The 14,698-nt window shown below is 64.9% G+C and carries 10 protein-coding genes and 1 tRNA gene; 6 read left to right on the top strand and 5 right to left on the bottom strand.

Annotation, left to right across the window (positions count from 1 at the left end; all coding sequences use genetic code 11):
* Positions 1 to 111 precede the first annotated feature (111 nt).
* The gene (gene queA, locus EGK63_RS03190; RefSeq protein ID WP_125899881.1) at positions 112 to 1,206 is read left to right on the top strand and encodes a tRNA preQ1(34) S-adenosylmethionine ribosyltransferase-isomerase QueA; all 1,095 of its coding nucleotides are present in this window, start codon (positions 112 to 114) and stop codon (positions 1,204 to 1,206) included.
* On the top strand, positions 1,203 to 1,679 hold the full coding sequence (locus tag EGK63_RS03185; protein WP_125899880.1) for a hypothetical protein: 477 nt from the start codon (positions 1,203 to 1,205) through the stop codon (positions 1,677 to 1,679). The genes queA and EGK63_RS03185 overlap by 4 nt, the downstream gene beginning before the upstream one ends.
* A gap of 7 nt (positions 1,680 to 1,686) precedes the next feature.
* Here EGK63_RS03185 and EGK63_RS03180 read toward each other — a convergent pair whose 3' ends face one another.
* Positions 1,687 to 4,293, bottom strand: a complete 2,607-nt coding sequence (locus EGK63_RS03180; protein ID WP_125899879.1) for a TonB-dependent receptor — start codon at positions 4,291 to 4,293, stop codon at positions 1,687 to 1,689.
* A 195-nt stretch (positions 4,294 to 4,488) separates the two neighbouring features.
* On the opposite strand from EGK63_RS03180, the gene tgt reads away from it, so the two are divergent.
* Positions 4,489 to 5,601, top strand: a complete 1,113-nt coding sequence (tgt, locus tag EGK63_RS03175) for a tRNA guanosine(34) transglycosylase Tgt (RefSeq protein WP_125899878.1) — start codon at positions 4,489 to 4,491, stop codon at positions 5,599 to 5,601.
* On the opposite strand, the gene EGK63_RS03170 is transcribed toward tgt, so the two are convergent.
* The 4 genes from EGK63_RS03170 to EGK63_RS03155 all read right to left on the bottom strand — a co-directional run bounded on the left by EGK63_RS03170 (position 5,598) and on the right by EGK63_RS03155 (position 8,071).
* Positions 5,598 to 6,146: a hypothetical protein gene (locus EGK63_RS03170; RefSeq protein WP_125899877.1), complete on the bottom strand. Its 549-nt coding sequence runs from the start codon at positions 6,144 to 6,146 to the stop codon at positions 5,598 to 5,600. The two genes, tgt and EGK63_RS03170, sit on opposite strands and share 4 nt — an antisense overlap.
* A 185-nt stretch (positions 6,147 to 6,331) precedes the next feature.
* Complete coding sequence (locus tag EGK63_RS03165; protein WP_165906515.1) at positions 6,332 to 6,901, bottom strand: hypothetical protein; 570 nt, start codon at positions 6,899 to 6,901, stop codon at positions 6,332 to 6,334.
* Positions 6,898 to 7,599, bottom strand: coding sequence for a hypothetical protein (locus EGK63_RS03160; protein WP_125899875.1), 702 nt, complete (start codon positions 7,597 to 7,599; stop codon positions 6,898 to 6,900). Before EGK63_RS03160 ends, EGK63_RS03165 begins: the two co-directional genes overlap by 4 nt.
* Before the next feature lie 395 nt (positions 7,600 to 7,994).
* Positions 7,995 to 8,071 (bottom strand) — tRNA-Lys (locus EGK63_RS03155).
* 244 nt (positions 8,072 to 8,315) lie between these two features.
* Here EGK63_RS03155 and EGK63_RS03150 point away from each other — a divergent pair.
* The 3 genes from EGK63_RS03150 to EGK63_RS03140 are packed head-to-tail and all read left to right on the top strand — an operon-like array spanning position 8,316 to position 14,652.
* Entirely contained in the window at positions 8,316 to 8,573 is a 258-nt protein-coding gene (locus tag EGK63_RS03150; protein WP_243637545.1) for a hypothetical protein, read from the top strand.
* Positions 8,574 to 8,629: 56 nt separating this feature from the next.
* Complete coding sequence (locus EGK63_RS03145) at positions 8,630 to 10,417, top strand: autotransporter assembly complex family protein (RefSeq protein WP_125899873.1); 1,788 nt, start codon at positions 8,630 to 8,632, stop codon at positions 10,415 to 10,417.
* Positions 10,414 to 14,652, top strand: coding sequence for a translocation/assembly module TamB domain-containing protein (locus tag EGK63_RS03140; protein ID WP_125899872.1), 4,239 nt, complete (start codon positions 10,414 to 10,416; stop codon positions 14,650 to 14,652). Before EGK63_RS03145 ends, EGK63_RS03140 begins: the two co-directional genes overlap by 4 nt.
* The last annotated feature ends 46 nt before the right edge of the window (positions 14,653 to 14,698 follow it).

Below are 14,698 nucleotides of genomic sequence, written 5' to 3'. Positions count from 1 at the left end.
ACTCAACTCCCATTGCTCAGTCTGACATAGCGGCTGGAGCGGTTTTCGCCAGTCGACTTTCGGCCGGGCCTCGCTTGACCGCAAAGGCGGGGCGTGAGCATTGGCCGCCTCATGCGGACATCCGATTTCGACTTCGACCTGCCCGAGGCGTGCATCGCCCTGCGCCCCGCCGACCCGCGCGATTCCGCGCGGTTTCTGATCGTGAAGGGCGGAGATCTGCAAGATCGGATCATCCGTGATCTGCCGGACTTTCTGCAACCGGGCGACGCCCTGGTGTTCAACGACACCCGCGTGATCCCCGCCCGCCTATCGGGCGTCCGCCACCGCACCGGGCCGGAAGGCGAACTGCTGTCGGTCCCGGTCGAGGCCACCCTGCACCACCGAGACGCGCCCGATGTCTGGAGCGCCTTCATGAAGCCCGGCAAGCGGCTGAAGGTCGGCGACCGCGTTCGTTTCGGGCGCGAGGAAGACAGCGCCTGCTTCCTGGGCCAGGTGGACGCCGAGATCACCGCCAAGGGCGAGGACGGCCTCGTCATCCTGCGCTTCGATCTGGCCGGCCCTGTGCTGGACGACGCCATCCGCGAGGTCGGGGTCATGCCCCTGCCCCCCTATATCGCGGCCAAGCGGGCCGAGGACGATCAGGATCTGAAGGACTATCAGACCGTCTTCGCCGAGCATGACGGCTCGGTCGCGGCGCCGACGGCGGGCCTGCACTTCACGCCTGCCCTGCTGGACGCCATCCAGGCGCGCGGCGTGACGACCCACGCCGTGACCCTGCACGTCGGGGCGGGCACCTTCCTGCCGGTCAAGGCGGACGACACGGCCGATCACAAGATGCACTCCGAGTGGGGCGAGGTCTCGGCCGAGACCGCCGCCGCCCTGAACGCCGTGCGCACGGCGGGCGGGCGCATCGTCTGCGTCGGCACCACCTCGCTTCGCCTGCTGGAGAGCGCCACCCGCGAGGACGGCGTGGTCCAGCCCTTCCACGGCGACACCGCCATCTTCATCACGCCGGGCTATCGCTTCCGCGCCTGCGACGTGCTGATGACCAACTTCCACCTGCCGAAATCGACTCTGTTCATGCTGGTCAGCGCCTTCGCCGGGCTGGAGACGATGCGCGCCGCCTACGCCCACGCCATCGACAGCGGCTACCGCTTCTATTCTTATGGCGACGGAAGCCTGCTGTTCCGGGAAGACGCCCAATGAGCCACATCGACGACCTGCCCGAAAATCTGGCCGCGACCTTCGACATCCTGGCTTCAGCGGCCAGTGAGCTTCAGGATCCCTGGTGGGTGTTCGGGGGCGCGGGCATGGCGTTGTCGGGCCTGTCAGAATGGCACGTGCCGGACGTCGATGTGATGACCAGCCCGCGCGACGCCCGGCGCCTGATCGAGGCCCTGCACGGCGAAGCCATCGAAGACCCCGGCGAAGGCCTGTTCCGGTCGCAGGTGTTCGGCGAAATCCTGACCACGCCGGTCCCTATCGAAGTCATGGCGATGATGGACGTGCGCGCAGGCGCCGACTGGACGCCGGTCATCTTCACCACGCGCCAGGCGATCGAACTGGACGGGGGCACGCTCTATATCCCCACCGTCGCCGAACAGATCGAGAAGTGCCGCCTGTTCGGCCGCCCCAAGGATCTGCAGCGCGCGGAGCGCCTCGAGACGCTCCTGCGCTGAGACCGCCTCAATACCGGAAGCGCAGCCCCACGGTGTAGAGGCTCTCTTCGTAGCGCACGTCGCGCGGATAGACGCCCTCGCCATAGTCGTAGAACGACCGGAACGGCTGGCCCAGGATGTTGGTCGCGTCGAAGCTGACGGTGATCCGCTCGGTCGGCGACCAGCCCGCCGAAAAGTCCAGCCGCGCCACGTCGTCCACATGCTCGCCGATGACGCCGTTGCCGAACTTCGTACGCAGATTATAGGCCAGCCGCGCCGTCCACGGCCCGTTCTCGTACATGCCGGTCAGGTTGTAGGAGTACTTCGACACATAGGGCAGCGCCCCGTCGATGTAGGTGGCGTTGGCCTGCACCCCGAACGAGCGCGCCCATTGCGGCACGAAATCGTAATCGAAGAAGGTCGTGAACGACGCCTCGACGCCCTGCAGCACGGCGTCGTTCAGATTGACCGGCCGCGTAACGCGCAGGACGCCATAAACGGGATCGTCCACATCCATCGTCTGATCGGCGATGAAGCCTGAAATCTCGCGCCGGAACAGGGCCAGGGTCGCGGCGCCGGTATCGGCGAAATAGCGCTCCAGCGTCAGGTCATAGTTGGTCGACTGGATCGGCTTCAGATCGGGATTGCCCCCCGAGGCCGTGCGCCGTCCGGAGGTATCGGCCGACGGGCTGACGAACACGCTGGGGTTCAGCTGACCGAAGGCCGGGCGCGTCCGCGTCTGGTTCGCCGCCATGCGCAGGATCAGGCCGTCGTCCAGCATGAAGCGCACGCCCAGGCTGGGCAGCAGGTCGGTGTAGCGTCCGCCCTGATCGACCGGCGTGAAGACCTCGGCTTCCCCCTCGGTCGAGCGGCTGGTCCCCCGCACGGTGAAGTCGGTGGCGACGATCCGCAGGCCCAGTTCGCCCTCGATCGGAATACGGGTGTTGATGGCGAAATCGGCCTGACCATAGGCCGTATAGGCCGTCTCGGACGCCTCATAGGTCTGGACCGGGTTGATCGGCGGACGGCCCGGCTCGAACCCGGCCAGGGCGCGCAGGGCATCCATGTTGGAGCGCAGGCTGCCGTAGGTCGGCGACACCCAGGCGCGCATGGCCTGAACGTCGCTGCCGTTGAACCCGGCCGGGATCAGGGCCAGTTCGACCGGAAGGGCGGTCAACGGAAGACCGAGGTCTTCCTGGTTCTGATACCGCTCGCCGTTCTGATAGGAGCCGTTGCGGTCGACGTAGCGCACGCCGAACTTCAACTGCGGGATCAGGCTGTTTCCCGTGTCATAGGTCAGGTCGATCTTCGCCTGCCAATCGTCGCCCGCGCCGATGAAGTGGCGATCGAACAGGCCGCGATAGACGTAGTTGTCCGGGTTCGTGACGTCGAAGTCGCGGAATTCGAAGGCCGCCCCGCCGTCCTCGCCCGGCGTATCGAAGTCGATCAGCGTCACCGGAGCATGGGTGAAGGCCGTGTCGAAGCTGTAGTTCGAAAACTCATAGGTGCTGTCGGTGCGCGCCAGATCAAAGGCGATCTGAAGCGGCCCGGCGTTGTAACTGCCGCCCACGGCCGCCTGCCAGGTGTTCGTCTTGCCGGTCGAGGCGCCCTGCCACTGCTCCGGACGACGCCCGGCGATCTGGGTCAGGCCCTGGATCTCATTGCGGCCGTCGCGCAGCGCCACGTCCTCGAACCGGGTGGTCTCGTGGTTCAGCGGCACGATGAACTGACGGTCCGAAATCTTGTTACGATAGCCCTGATAGAGGGCCTCGATATAGAATTCCCACTGGTCGTTCGGCCGCCACTGCAACGCCAGGTTGGCCGACGGCCGCCAGCGCTCGCCGGTCCCGTAAAAGATGCCGACCGCATCGGGATAGCGCGCGCCCTGGACCGCAGGATCGGCCGACTGCCCGTCCACCGCGACGATGCCGCCGCTGTCCCAGCGCACGGAGTCGAGGTAGCGGAGACTGGTGTAGGACAGGTTCAGCAAGGCCCCGATCTCGCCCGCGCCCGTGTTCCAGCGATTGCTGATCAGGATATCGCCGTTCGGATCATAGCTTTCCGACTGGGTGGCGTAGGAACCTTTCACCGAGGTCGACAGTTCGAAGCCGTCGAAGTCGAACGGCCACCGAGACCGCACATTGATCAGGCCGGCGATGCCGGACTCAAGTCGCCAGGCGGAACTGGACTTATAGACCTCCAGCGCAGCGATGGCCGCCGCCGGGAAGTCCTGCATGGCGACCGAACGCCCCTGATCCGTGAAGATGTCGCGGCCGTTGTAGGTGGTGGCCACATCAGGCAGGCCGCGCACGATCACGCGCGACGCCTCCCCGCCTCCGCGCTCGACCTGGATGCCCGTGACCCGCGCCAGGGATTCCGAGGCGTTCACGTCCGGCAGCTTGCCGATATCCTCGGCGACGATGGCGTCCATCACCTCGTCGGCGTTGCGTTTCAGCGCCTGGGCCGAGCGCAGACTGCCGCGCAGGCCCGTCACCACCACGTCCTGCACCTGGACGGGGCCGTCGGAGGCGGCCGACGGCGGCGTGACCTCAATGAAATCCTGAGACCAGGCAGGATGGGCGACGGCGAGCGCAAGCAGAGAGACGGAACCCAGGGTTCCCGAACGGAGCAGCATTAATCAGGCGACTTTCACGGTTTTGTGCGCTGCCCTAACAGCCGCGTGATCGTTCGGTTGCCAAATAACCGTCGCTATTCGAACAAAGGCGTCGACGCCGGATTGCCGCCACAGAACCGCCTCGCCTGAACGCCTCCAAGGACTGGCGGCCTTCCCCCGTTCGGCCTAAGACGCGCCTCCCTGCAAGGAACGCCCATGCCTTTTCCGTTTGAGATCTCCGCTGTCGAAGGCCGCGCCCGCACCGGCGTGCTGAAGACTACGCGCGGCGACATCCGCACGCCCGCCTTCATGCCCGTCGGCACCGCCGCCACGGTCAAGGCGATGACGGTGGATCAGGTCAAGCAGACCGGCGCGGACATCCTGCTGGGCAACACCTATCACCTGATGCTGCGTCCCGGCCCGGAGCGGATGGAGCGCCTAGGCGGGCTGCACAACTTCATGCGCTGGGACAAGCCGATCCTGACGGACTCCGGCGGCTTCCAGGTCATGAGTCTGTCGGGCATCTCCAAGCTGACCGAGGAGGCCGTGACCTTCTCCAGCCATATCGACGGGTCGAAACACGTCCTGACGCCGGAACGCTCGATCCAGATTCAGGCCGACCGCCTCGGCTCCGACATCGTCATGCAGTTGGACGAATGCGTCGCCTGGCCCGCCGAGGAAAAGCGCGCGCGAGAAGGCATGGAGCTGTCCGCGCGCTGGGCCCAGCGCTCCAAGAACGCCTTTGGGACGCGCGACACGCAGGCCCTGTTCGGCATTCAGCAGGGCTCGACCTATGAGAACCTGCGCCGCGAGTCCTCCGAACGCCTGCAGGAGATCGGATTCGACGGCTACGCCATCGGCGGCCTGGCCGTCGGCGAGGGCCATGAGGCCATGTGCGAGGTGCTGGACTATGCGCCCGAGTTCCTGCCCAAGGACCGCCCCCGCTATCTGATGGGCGTCGGCAAGCCGATCGATCTGGTCGAGGCGGTCTATCGCGGGGTGGACATGTTCGACTGCGTCCTGCCGACCCGCGCCGGCCGCCACGGACAGGCCTGGACCTGGGACGGGCCGCTGAACCTCAAGAACGCCCGCTTCGCCGAGGATCAGGATCCCCTGGACGTCGAAGTCCCCTGCCCGGCCTCGCAAGACTATTCAAAGGCTTACCTGCACCACCTGATCCGCGCCGATGAGATTCTCGGCAAGATCCTGCTGAGCTGGCACAACATCGCCTTCTTCCAGGCGCTGACGGCAGCCATGCGCGCAGCCATCGCCGAGGGTCGGTTCGAACAGTTCCGCCGCGACTTCCGTACGCGGCATCTGAAGACCTAGCCGCGACGCGGAACGAACCCGGCCGGCGCCGCCGGCGGGGCGCAGTTGCGCTGCATTCCTACGCCCTTCAGGAAGGAGCGGCGACGCAGGCCCGCCTGAATGGCCGACTGGACGTGCTTGCTGTGAGCGTCGGCGCCGGTCAGGCGGCGCAGCCAGCTGCGGGCCGGAATGAAGTCCGTCACCGTGCCGCGCACGGCGTCCAGCGCCGCCCCGGCGGCGGCGTCAGCGGCGCGCTCGCTCATGAAGGTTCCGTCGTCGGTGGGCGCGGCGTCCGTGTCCGGCCCCAGAGCCTCATCCAGGCGCGCGATCTCGGCGGCGATGACAGTGCATCGGGTCATGTTGCGCACGTCATAGGGATTGGATTCCGCCTGCAGCAGAACGGTCGGTATTTCCTGACGCTTGAGGTTCAGATCCTCTAGCGGCGCAGCCACGGCGTCGCCCAGGCCCGTCCCCACCTGATCCACACCGTCTCGAGCGGAGGCGCCGGCGTTGCAGCCGGCAAGCAAAAGAGAACCGGCGACGACGGACAAGGCAAGAGAGCGCATGACCGATGTTAAATCACGCAACCGCAACAAAAGCCAAGCCGCAAGGGCGATCAGATCTGATTATCGAAGAAAAGGGAGCGGTACCCCCCTCGGGCTTGAACCGAGGATCCTCCGATTTTCACAAAAGTGTATGAAGCCGATGTCGGCGCATAAAGCGATCCTGCAAGCTTACACAGCAGACATCTCTACAATGCTGATGGTTCGTAACTTTGCCAGCAACCTCTTAGCAACTCCTCTGCTCGCACACCCCAGGCTGCCGCTTGGCCTCCGAACAGCCTCAAATTGATCCAGGCAAACCCTCCCTCAGGATCAGTCACTGTTCCCCATAATGTGTAACTCGGTCCGTGCGTGGGAATACCGCGAGATTCCACCCCCATAGGCCGTGGTGGGGTAATTCCAGGAACATCAAAAGATGCAATGCGAAGACTATAAAGCTCCCACAACATAGGATGAACTCTATCGCATTTAATACTATCTATGTAATCAATTTCAGTTATAGAAGAATTCTTATTTTGCACGAACCTCGCGACAATCCATCGAGATTCAGACTGCGCATCAAGTTTATTACTGCCAAAGTAATACATGTTTATAGATCTTGTCTCGAAAACATCCTCAACATGCATTCTAAAGAAGGGAGTTTTTCCGTGTATTTGCAATACATTTTTGTCTATATCTTCAAATTGACCTTCATTCGCTCGCGCATTACTAGTCAAAAATACAATAAATAGAAACATTAAAATCGATATTGCTCTCACGTTATAACTCCAGCTGCAAGGCAAGGAACTCCATTTTGGTTAACCTCCGGTCCAACCTCCCCCGTAAGCGCCGCACTGATATTAGTCTTGTCATAGATTTCGATTCTATGTTTACCCCCATCGATAGCCACTACATAAATGCGACCGTATTCATCATTTCGACGAGCATTTAGAGCGGCAATCCATGTAGCATCTGATGATGACGGCACTCCAGAGGATGGCCCAGTACTTGGATGAGTGTGAATCATTGCAATAGGTATAGCGCCAAGACCACAACTATCTATTTTTATATCGACATATGGCCGATTGCTGCCATCCGGCTGCACGCCAATCTCGTCGAATATTGGCGGGCCGTGCTCGATTGGACCAATGAAAAATGTACCGTTAGGCCTTTCGCATATCATCGCACCGTACTCTCGGTTTGCGAGATGGTGGGTAGAATCCATCTGATCGGCGATATATTTTCTTATCCGCCTGAAAGCTTCAGCTGCGGCGGCATCCGCATTCCATTCCCTCGCATTATCGGGATCATCGCACGGATGCGGTTCGTCAATCGGAGGCCCGTTAGGGTCTAATTCATCTTGTACTGGTCCCAAGCCGCTACCGCCTGAAGACACAGGAGGATAAACTCCGCCAGGCGCTCTACGCTGACCCTTGACAAAAATTGGATCCACTTCAGTTGGTGGCGAATCGGTCATGGGGCACCTCAAAATAAAGCGATGCCAAAATATACAATTCACTGAACCACGATACTCCAGTCTCACCTTGCGTTCGCACCACCTCTAAAGTGCGGCTAACATGCCCGTGGTGTGGAGTTCGCCCTGGCGGGCGCCTCAGACAGCGAGATCATGTCTCAGCTGGAGCAGACCTCAGAAGCCGCAGCGAAAACCCACCGCCACTAGGCCAACTGCCGGAAAAGAGCCAACGCCGCCCAGGACAAGATTGACAATGTCATCAAGATCCGCACGCGCGCCAAGGCTAAGAACGCTGGGCGAACGCGAAGTGTATATAGCGCTGTAGAAGTGTATATGGCGCTGTATATGACCTCGCCGGTTTCAGCGGGACCGCCCACTAACCCTTTGAAAAGGGAAAATGGTACGCCCCCTCGGGCTCGAACCGAGGACCCTCTGATTAAAAGTCAGATGCTCTAACCAACTGAGCTAGGGGCGCACATCGCGTTTGCGAAGAGCGCGGAACATACGGATGAGCTTCGCGGCGGGCAAGTAGAAATTTCAGGAAATTTTTCACCGCACAAACAAGGCTCTGACGACGGCCCCCGCCACGAAATCAAGGCGATTCCAGCGCGCGATTCATCCCAGGTTCACATGAATCCCATAAAGGCGCGCCCAGAGGAACCGGCTTCGCCTCTCCACGTTTCCAGCCCCTAGAAGGGGGATCAAAAATGAATCGATCCATGTTGAATCGTCTGATGATCGGCGCGGCGCTGGCCGCCATCGGCTTCCTGGCCGCCTGTGAACAACCCTACAGCGAACCGACGCCCGTCGAAGCGCCGGCGCCCGTTGAGGCCCCCGCCGCCGAAGACGCCGCCGCGCCCGCCGTTGCTGAGACCCCCGCCGCTCCCGAAGCGGCGACGCCAGTAGAGGCGCTGCCGCCGGACCAGCGTTCCTCCGAAGAGACAGTGCAACCCGAAAGCGATACGCTGTTTTACTGATTCTCCTGACGAACTGGGCTAATCGCTCATGATCGTCTCGCAACCAGGGTTCGGATTTGACGTCGAGGCTTCCTCTCCTTCTTGCCGGCGCGGCAGTATGCGCCTTTGCAAGCCAGGCCGCCGCCGAACCCCGGGCTCAGATTCGCGGTGAAATAGACGGCGATCTCAAACGCCAGCTCGAACAGGCCATTGGCGAGGTGGACGGCGCGCCGTCCAATCGTTTCGAGGCGCGTCGTCGCGCCCGTGCCGCGCTGACTTCAGCTCAGGCCTTGCTGCGTTCGGAAGGCTATTACCAAGCCACCGTAGAGGATCAGGTCGAGGGCGATGACAAGCCTGTCGCCGTGGTTCAGATCGCGCCGGGTCGCCGCTTCGTCCTGGGCGAAACCACGATCAACTGGACTGCGCCTGCGCCGGACGCGGAAACCAGCACCGCTGTCCTTGAAGACATCCGGCTCAAGCCCGGCGAGCCGGGCCGGGCCGCGGGCATTCTGGAAGCTGAAGGCCGCGTCGTCGCCGATCTGACCAGGCGCGGCTATGCGGACGCCGTCGCCCTGCCCCGCCGCGTGGTCGTGGATCACGCCACCTTCCTGGTTCAACCCGGCTTCAACATCAACTCCGGCGAGTTGGTGCGGCTGAACGGGATTCAATTGCGGACCCGCGGACCGACCAAGGAAAGCTGGCTCCAGAGCCTGGTCCCCTGGAAGGAAGGCGATCGCTACGATCCAGAGGACATCGCCGAATTGGAACGTCGCCTGCTGGACACCGGCGTTTATGACGGCGTGGGCGTGGCTCTGTCGCCGCTGGACGACATTCGGCCGGACGGCCTGCGCCCGGTCGTCGTCACTCTCGCGGACCGGCCGGTCAGCTTGCTTGAGGCGGGCGCCACCTATTCGACCTATGAAGGCGTCGGCGTCGATGTCTTCCGCACGCGCTACAACCGGTTCGGGCGCGCCGACACCCTGCGCTATGGCGCGCGCATCGCCAGCATCGACAGCCGCATCGGCGGCGAGTGGTCCCAGCCGCACTGGCGCAAGGCCGGACGGACGCTGAAGCTGTCGTCCTTCATCGTCAACGAGCAGACGGACGCCTACGACCGCAGCGCCATCACCCTGGCCGCGGACCTGTCCCAACGCCTCGGCAAGACGTCCTGGTTCAGCTACGGCCTGGGCGTCGATGCGGGCCGCTACACGGAGTATCGGTTCGACCCGGTGACCCAGGCGCCGATCACCTTCGACCGCGACCTGGCCATCGTCACCCTACGCGGCAGCGCCTTCATGGATCGCTCGAACGATCCGTTGAACCCTACCTCGGGCTATCGTCTATCGCTGTCGACCCAGCCGACCGCCGTGGCGGGCGAGGATACGGTCCTGTTCCTGCGCACCGAGGGTCAGGCGACCGCCTATCTGCCGCTTCAGGACGACGCCAAGACCGTGCTGGCCGGACGCGCCCGCATCGGCTCCATCATCGGCGGCGAAGAACTGACCGTCCCGTCGGACCGCCTGTTCTATTCGGGCGGCGGCGGCTCGGTTCGCGGCTATTCCTATCAGAGCATCAACCCGCGCCTGCCCAACAACCGACCGCGCGGCGGCCTGTCGCTGTTCGAGACCTCGATCGAAGTGCGACGCGACATCGGCGAGAAATTCCAGGCCGTGGCTTTCGTCGACGGCGGCGCCATCGGCTTCCAGGAAACGCCCAACCTGACCAATATGCGCTACGGCGCAGGCGTCGGCGTGCGGTACAAACTGCCGTTCGGCCCTGTACGCGCCGACATCGCCTTCCCGCTGAACAAGCGTGAGGGCGACTCCGGGTTCCAACTCTATCTCAGCATCGGCCAGGCGTTTTGACCGACACACCTCCGCCTCACGAAAAGGGCGCAGACGTCGCCGACACCCCGGCCAAGAAGGCCAAGCGCAAGCGCACGCGTCTGCAACTGGCGGCCTTTATCGGGGGGGCGACCTTCGCCGGTCTGCTGGCCCTGATCGTCGTCGCCCTGGTGGGCGGGCGGATGTATCTGGTGTCCGATGCGGGGCGCGAACTGATCACCAGCTTCGTCGCGGGCAAGAAGATCAGCCGCTACGGCCGGATCAACGTCGAGGGACTTCAAGGCGATCTGTTCGACGATTTCCGCCTGAAGCGCGTCACCGTGACCGACGAAAAGGGCGTCTGGCTGGAAGCGACCGACGTCCGCGTCGACTGGTCCTACTGGCCTCTGCTGGCGCGGCGCTTCCATGCGACGGAAATCAGCGCCGGTCAGATTCGTCTGTTACGCCGTCCCGAGCTTGAGCCGCCGAGCGAACCGGGCGGGCCGCAGGCCATCTCCATCGACATCGACCGCTTCAGCGCCAATGTCGAACTGCTGGAAGGCTTCTCCAAGGAGTACGGCCGCTGGACCCTCAGCGGCGACGCCGCCATTCCGCGCAAGGGCGTCAAGACCGCCAACGTCAACGCCTACAGCCTGAACCGCAAGGGCGACTACCTGCGCCTGGCCGCCGCCTTCGGCGACAAGCCCGAAGACCTGCGCGTCAACCTGCGCGCCAATGAGGCCCAGGGCGGGCCGATCGCCGGTTCGCTGGGCTACTCCCCGGATCAGCCCTTCTCGGCTGTCGCCGTGGTGAACGGCGAGGTCATCGACGTGGCCGTCCAGACCGGCCAGTTCCGTCCCCTGTCGGTCAAGGGAACCTATGGCGACAACGGCGCCAAGGTCTCGGGCTATGCCGACTTCTCGGGCTCCGACCTGCTGGAGCCGTTCGTCGAGCGCATCGGCCGCACCGCCCGCTTCGGCTTCGCCATGACGCCGGACGCCAAGCGCGAAGGCTATCAGGGCGTGGCCTGGCGCCTGTACGCCGACAACATCGAATCCAGCGCGCGCGGCCTGATCCGCACCACGGACAACACCTCGCCCGACGGCATCAGCCTGGAGCTGAACACCCCCTCGCTCAGCCGCCTGGTCGGCAGTCCGATCGCCGGTCCCGCCGCCTATACGGGCGTGTTCAAGGGCGACGCCCAGGTGTGGAGCCTGCAAGGCTCGGCCAGTCTGCTGAACGCCGACATCGCCTCCTATCGCGCCACGCGTATCTCGGGCCCGGTCAACATCGCCGCCAACAAGGGCCGCATCGACGTCACGACCGACGTGCGCGCCGTCGGCGGCTCATCGGCGGGCATCATCGGCGGCCTGCTGGGCTCTGCGCCGCGCATCCAGATGGAAGGCGCGCGCATGGCCGACGGCGCCATGCTGCTGAAGAAGATCGACGCGCGCGGACAGGGCCTGACCCTGACCGGCTCGGGCGGGCGCAGCCTGAACGGCGGCCTGAACTTCAGCGGCCGCGCCGACCTGACCGACCTGTCGCGCATCCAGCCCGGCGCGCGCGGCGCGTTCGGCGGCCCGATCCGGGCGGCCTCGGCCAAGACCGGCGCGCCCTGGACCCTCAACTTCGACGGGCGCGGCTCGCGCATGGCTGTCGGCATGGAAGAACTGGATCGCCTGCTGGGCGCCGCGCCGCGCCTGCAACTGGCCGGTTCGCTGAACGGCGGCGTCGTCTCCATTGATCGCGGAGAACTGACCGGCGCGGCCGGGCGCGCAGGCGCCAAGGGCCTGATCGAGGGATCGAAGCTGCGCCTGGCGCTGGACTGGAACGCCCAAGGCCCGTTCGGCGTCGGCCCGGTCGCCATCGACGGCGCCATGTCGGGCGACGGCGCCCTGACCGGCACCCTGGCCCAGCCGCGCGCCGACCTGCGCGCCGCCTTCGACAAGGTGGCGGCGGGCGGCCTGATCCTGACCAACGCCAATCTGGTGCTCAGCTTCCGCAAGGGCGCCGACGCCTCGGACGGGCGCGTGGTGCTGAACTCCGGCTCCAACTACGGACCGGCTCACGCCTCGGGCAACTTCTTCCTGGGCGGGCCGCGCCTACGCCTGTCGGACGTCGATGTGAACGCCGGCGGCGTCGCGGCTCAGGGCGACGTCGCCCTGTCGAACAATTTCCCCTCCAGCGCCGACCTGACCTTCACGGCACGCCAGGGCGCCTTCCTGGCCTCGGGCGAGGCCAACGGCCGCATCCGCCTGACTGAAGGCGCGGGCGACCAAACCGCCGTTCTAGACGTCACGGGCCGCAACGTACGCCTGACCGGCCAGGACTGGACCCTGCGCAACCTGTCGCTGAAGGGCCAGGGCACGCTGGACCGCCTACCCTTCACCCTGGCGGCAGACGTGGGCGGCGCCAATCCGGTGCAGTTCAACGGCTCGGGCGAATACGCCCGCCAGGGTCAAGCGCAGAGCCTGACCCTGCGCGGGGGCGGCCGCGTGCGTGAGATCGCCTTCACCACCCGCGCGCCCGCCGTCTTCGCCCTCAACGGCGACGGCCGCGTCGCGCGCCTGGACCTGGGCGTCGGCGGCGGCTTCCTGACCGGCGAACTGAAGCAGGACAGCGAAGGCAGCGTCATCCAGGCTGACATGACCAATGTCGAAATGGGCTCGCTCGTCCCCGACCTGCGCGGTCAGGTGACGGGTCGTGTTTCAATGCAAGGGCAAGGTGACACGCTACGCGGCTCCGCCAATGTCGACCTCAGGCAACTGCGTAGTCTGGACGCGCCGCGCGGCCTGGCCGTCGACGGCACGCTGAACGCCGACCTGACCGGCGACGCCCTGCGCCTGCGCGCCGAGGCCCACAACGGTACGGCCGTTCAGGCTACCGCCGACGTCACCTTGCCGGTCGAAACCTCGGCCGCGCCCTTGCGTCTGGCCATCGCCCGAACCGAAAACCTGTCGGGTCAGATCGCCATTCGCGGCCAGATCCAGCCCATCTGGGACTTGTTCCTGGGCGGCGCTCAATCGCTGTCGGGGCAGGTGAACGGCCAGGCGACCCTGGCCGGCACCCTGAACGCGCCGCGCCTGAACGGCCGGCTGGACCTGAACGAAGGCGCGTTCCGTGACGGAACGACGGGCCTGCGTCTCGAGAACATGACCCTGGCCAGCCGCTTCAACGACAGCCAGGCCGTGATCGAACGCTTCCAGGCCACCGACGGCGTGAAGGGCGAGGTGTCCGGCAGCGGCGACCTGGGTCTGCGCCAGGGCTCGCCCTCGACCCTGCGGCTGGAGTTGGCGCGCTTCCAGATCATCGACAACGACATCGCCAAGGCGCGCGCCAACGGTCGCCTGACCGCCGTGCGCGGCGCAGACGGCAATATCCGCCTGACCGGCAATGTGAACATCGACGAGGCCGAGATTTCGCCCGATCTGCCCGGCTCCACCGGCATCGTCAAAATGGACGTGGTCGAGATCAACCGTCCCGGCGGCGACACTGTCGACACCGAGAAAAAAGCCGCCGCAGGTCCGCAGATCGGCCTGGACCTGACGCTGACGGGACGCGAAATCTACCTGCGCGGCCGCGGCCTGAACGTCGAACTGCGCGCCGGTGCCCGCGTGCGCGGCACCATCACCCAGCCCGAACTGAGCGGCACGGCCAATGTGGTGCGCGGCGACTATGAGTTCGCGGGCAAGCGCTTCGTCTTCGACGATCGCGGCTCGGTGATCCTGTCCACCGACCCGGCGCGCATCCGCCTGAACCTGGAAGCCGTCCGCGAAGACCCGGCCCTGACGGCCGTGATCAAGGTGACGGGCACCGCCGTCTCGCCCAAGATCGAGCTGACCTCCACCCCCGACCTGCCCCAGGACGAAATCCTGTCGCAAGTGCTGTTCGGACGTTCGGCGGCGCAACTGTCGCCGTTCGAAGCGGCTCAGCTGGCCTCGGCCGTGGCGTCCCTGGCGGGCGGCGGCGGCTTCGATGTGGTCGGCAACCTGCGCGAACTGGCCGGTCTGGACCGTCTGTCCTTCAGCGGCGAGGCCTCCAGCCTGACCGTTGCGGGCGGGCGCTACATCACCGACGACATCTATCTGGAGGTCATCGGCGGGGCCGAGCGCGGCGCAGCCGTCAATGTGGAGTGGCAAGTGCGACGCAACCTGGCCATCACCTCCAAGTTCGGCGGCGAAGGCGACACCGCTCTGTCGATCCGCTGGCGTCGCGAAGGCCCGCGTCCCGGCGGCGATCGCGGCGACCGTCGTCCCAACGCCGCCGCCCGGCGCTAACGCGAGCAAGGCTGGCTGAAAGCCGGTCTCGTTCTTTCGTTCATTT

Origin of the sequence: Brevundimonas sp. 357 (assembly GCF_003938605.1) — a bacterium.
GTDB lineage: Bacteria > Pseudomonadota > Alphaproteobacteria > Caulobacterales > Caulobacteraceae > Brevundimonas.
The sequence above is the reverse complement of the archived record's forward strand: the minus strand, read 5'-3'. Positions and strand labels throughout refer to the sequence as shown.

Bases quoted from the DNA above. Each gene is read 5' to 3' on its own strand.
- EGK63_RS03170 (WP_125899877.1), bottom strand. From the start codon at position 6,146: ATGCGCTCTCTTGCCTTGTCCGTCGTCGCCGGTTCTCTTTTGCTTGCC.
- EGK63_RS03150 (WP_243637545.1), top strand. From the start codon at position 8,316: ATGTTGAATCGTCTGATGATCGGCGCGGCGCTGGCCGCCATCGGCTTC.
- EGK63_RS03185 (WP_125899880.1), top strand. From the start codon at position 1,203: ATGAGCCACATCGACGACCTGCCCGAAAATCTGGCCGCGACCTTCGAC.
- EGK63_RS03160 (WP_125899875.1), bottom strand. From the start codon at position 7,599: ATGACCGATTCGCCACCAACTGAAGTGGATCCAATTTTTGTCAAGGGT.
- tgt (WP_125899878.1), top strand. From the start codon at position 4,489: ATGCCTTTTCCGTTTGAGATCTCCGCTGTCGAAGGCCGCGCCCGCACC.
- queA (WP_125899881.1), top strand. From the start codon at position 112: ATGCGGACATCCGATTTCGACTTCGACCTGCCCGAGGCGTGCATCGCC.
- EGK63_RS03180 (WP_125899879.1), bottom strand. From the start codon at position 4,293: ATGCTGCTCCGTTCGGGAACCCTGGGTTCCGTCTCTCTGCTTGCGCTC.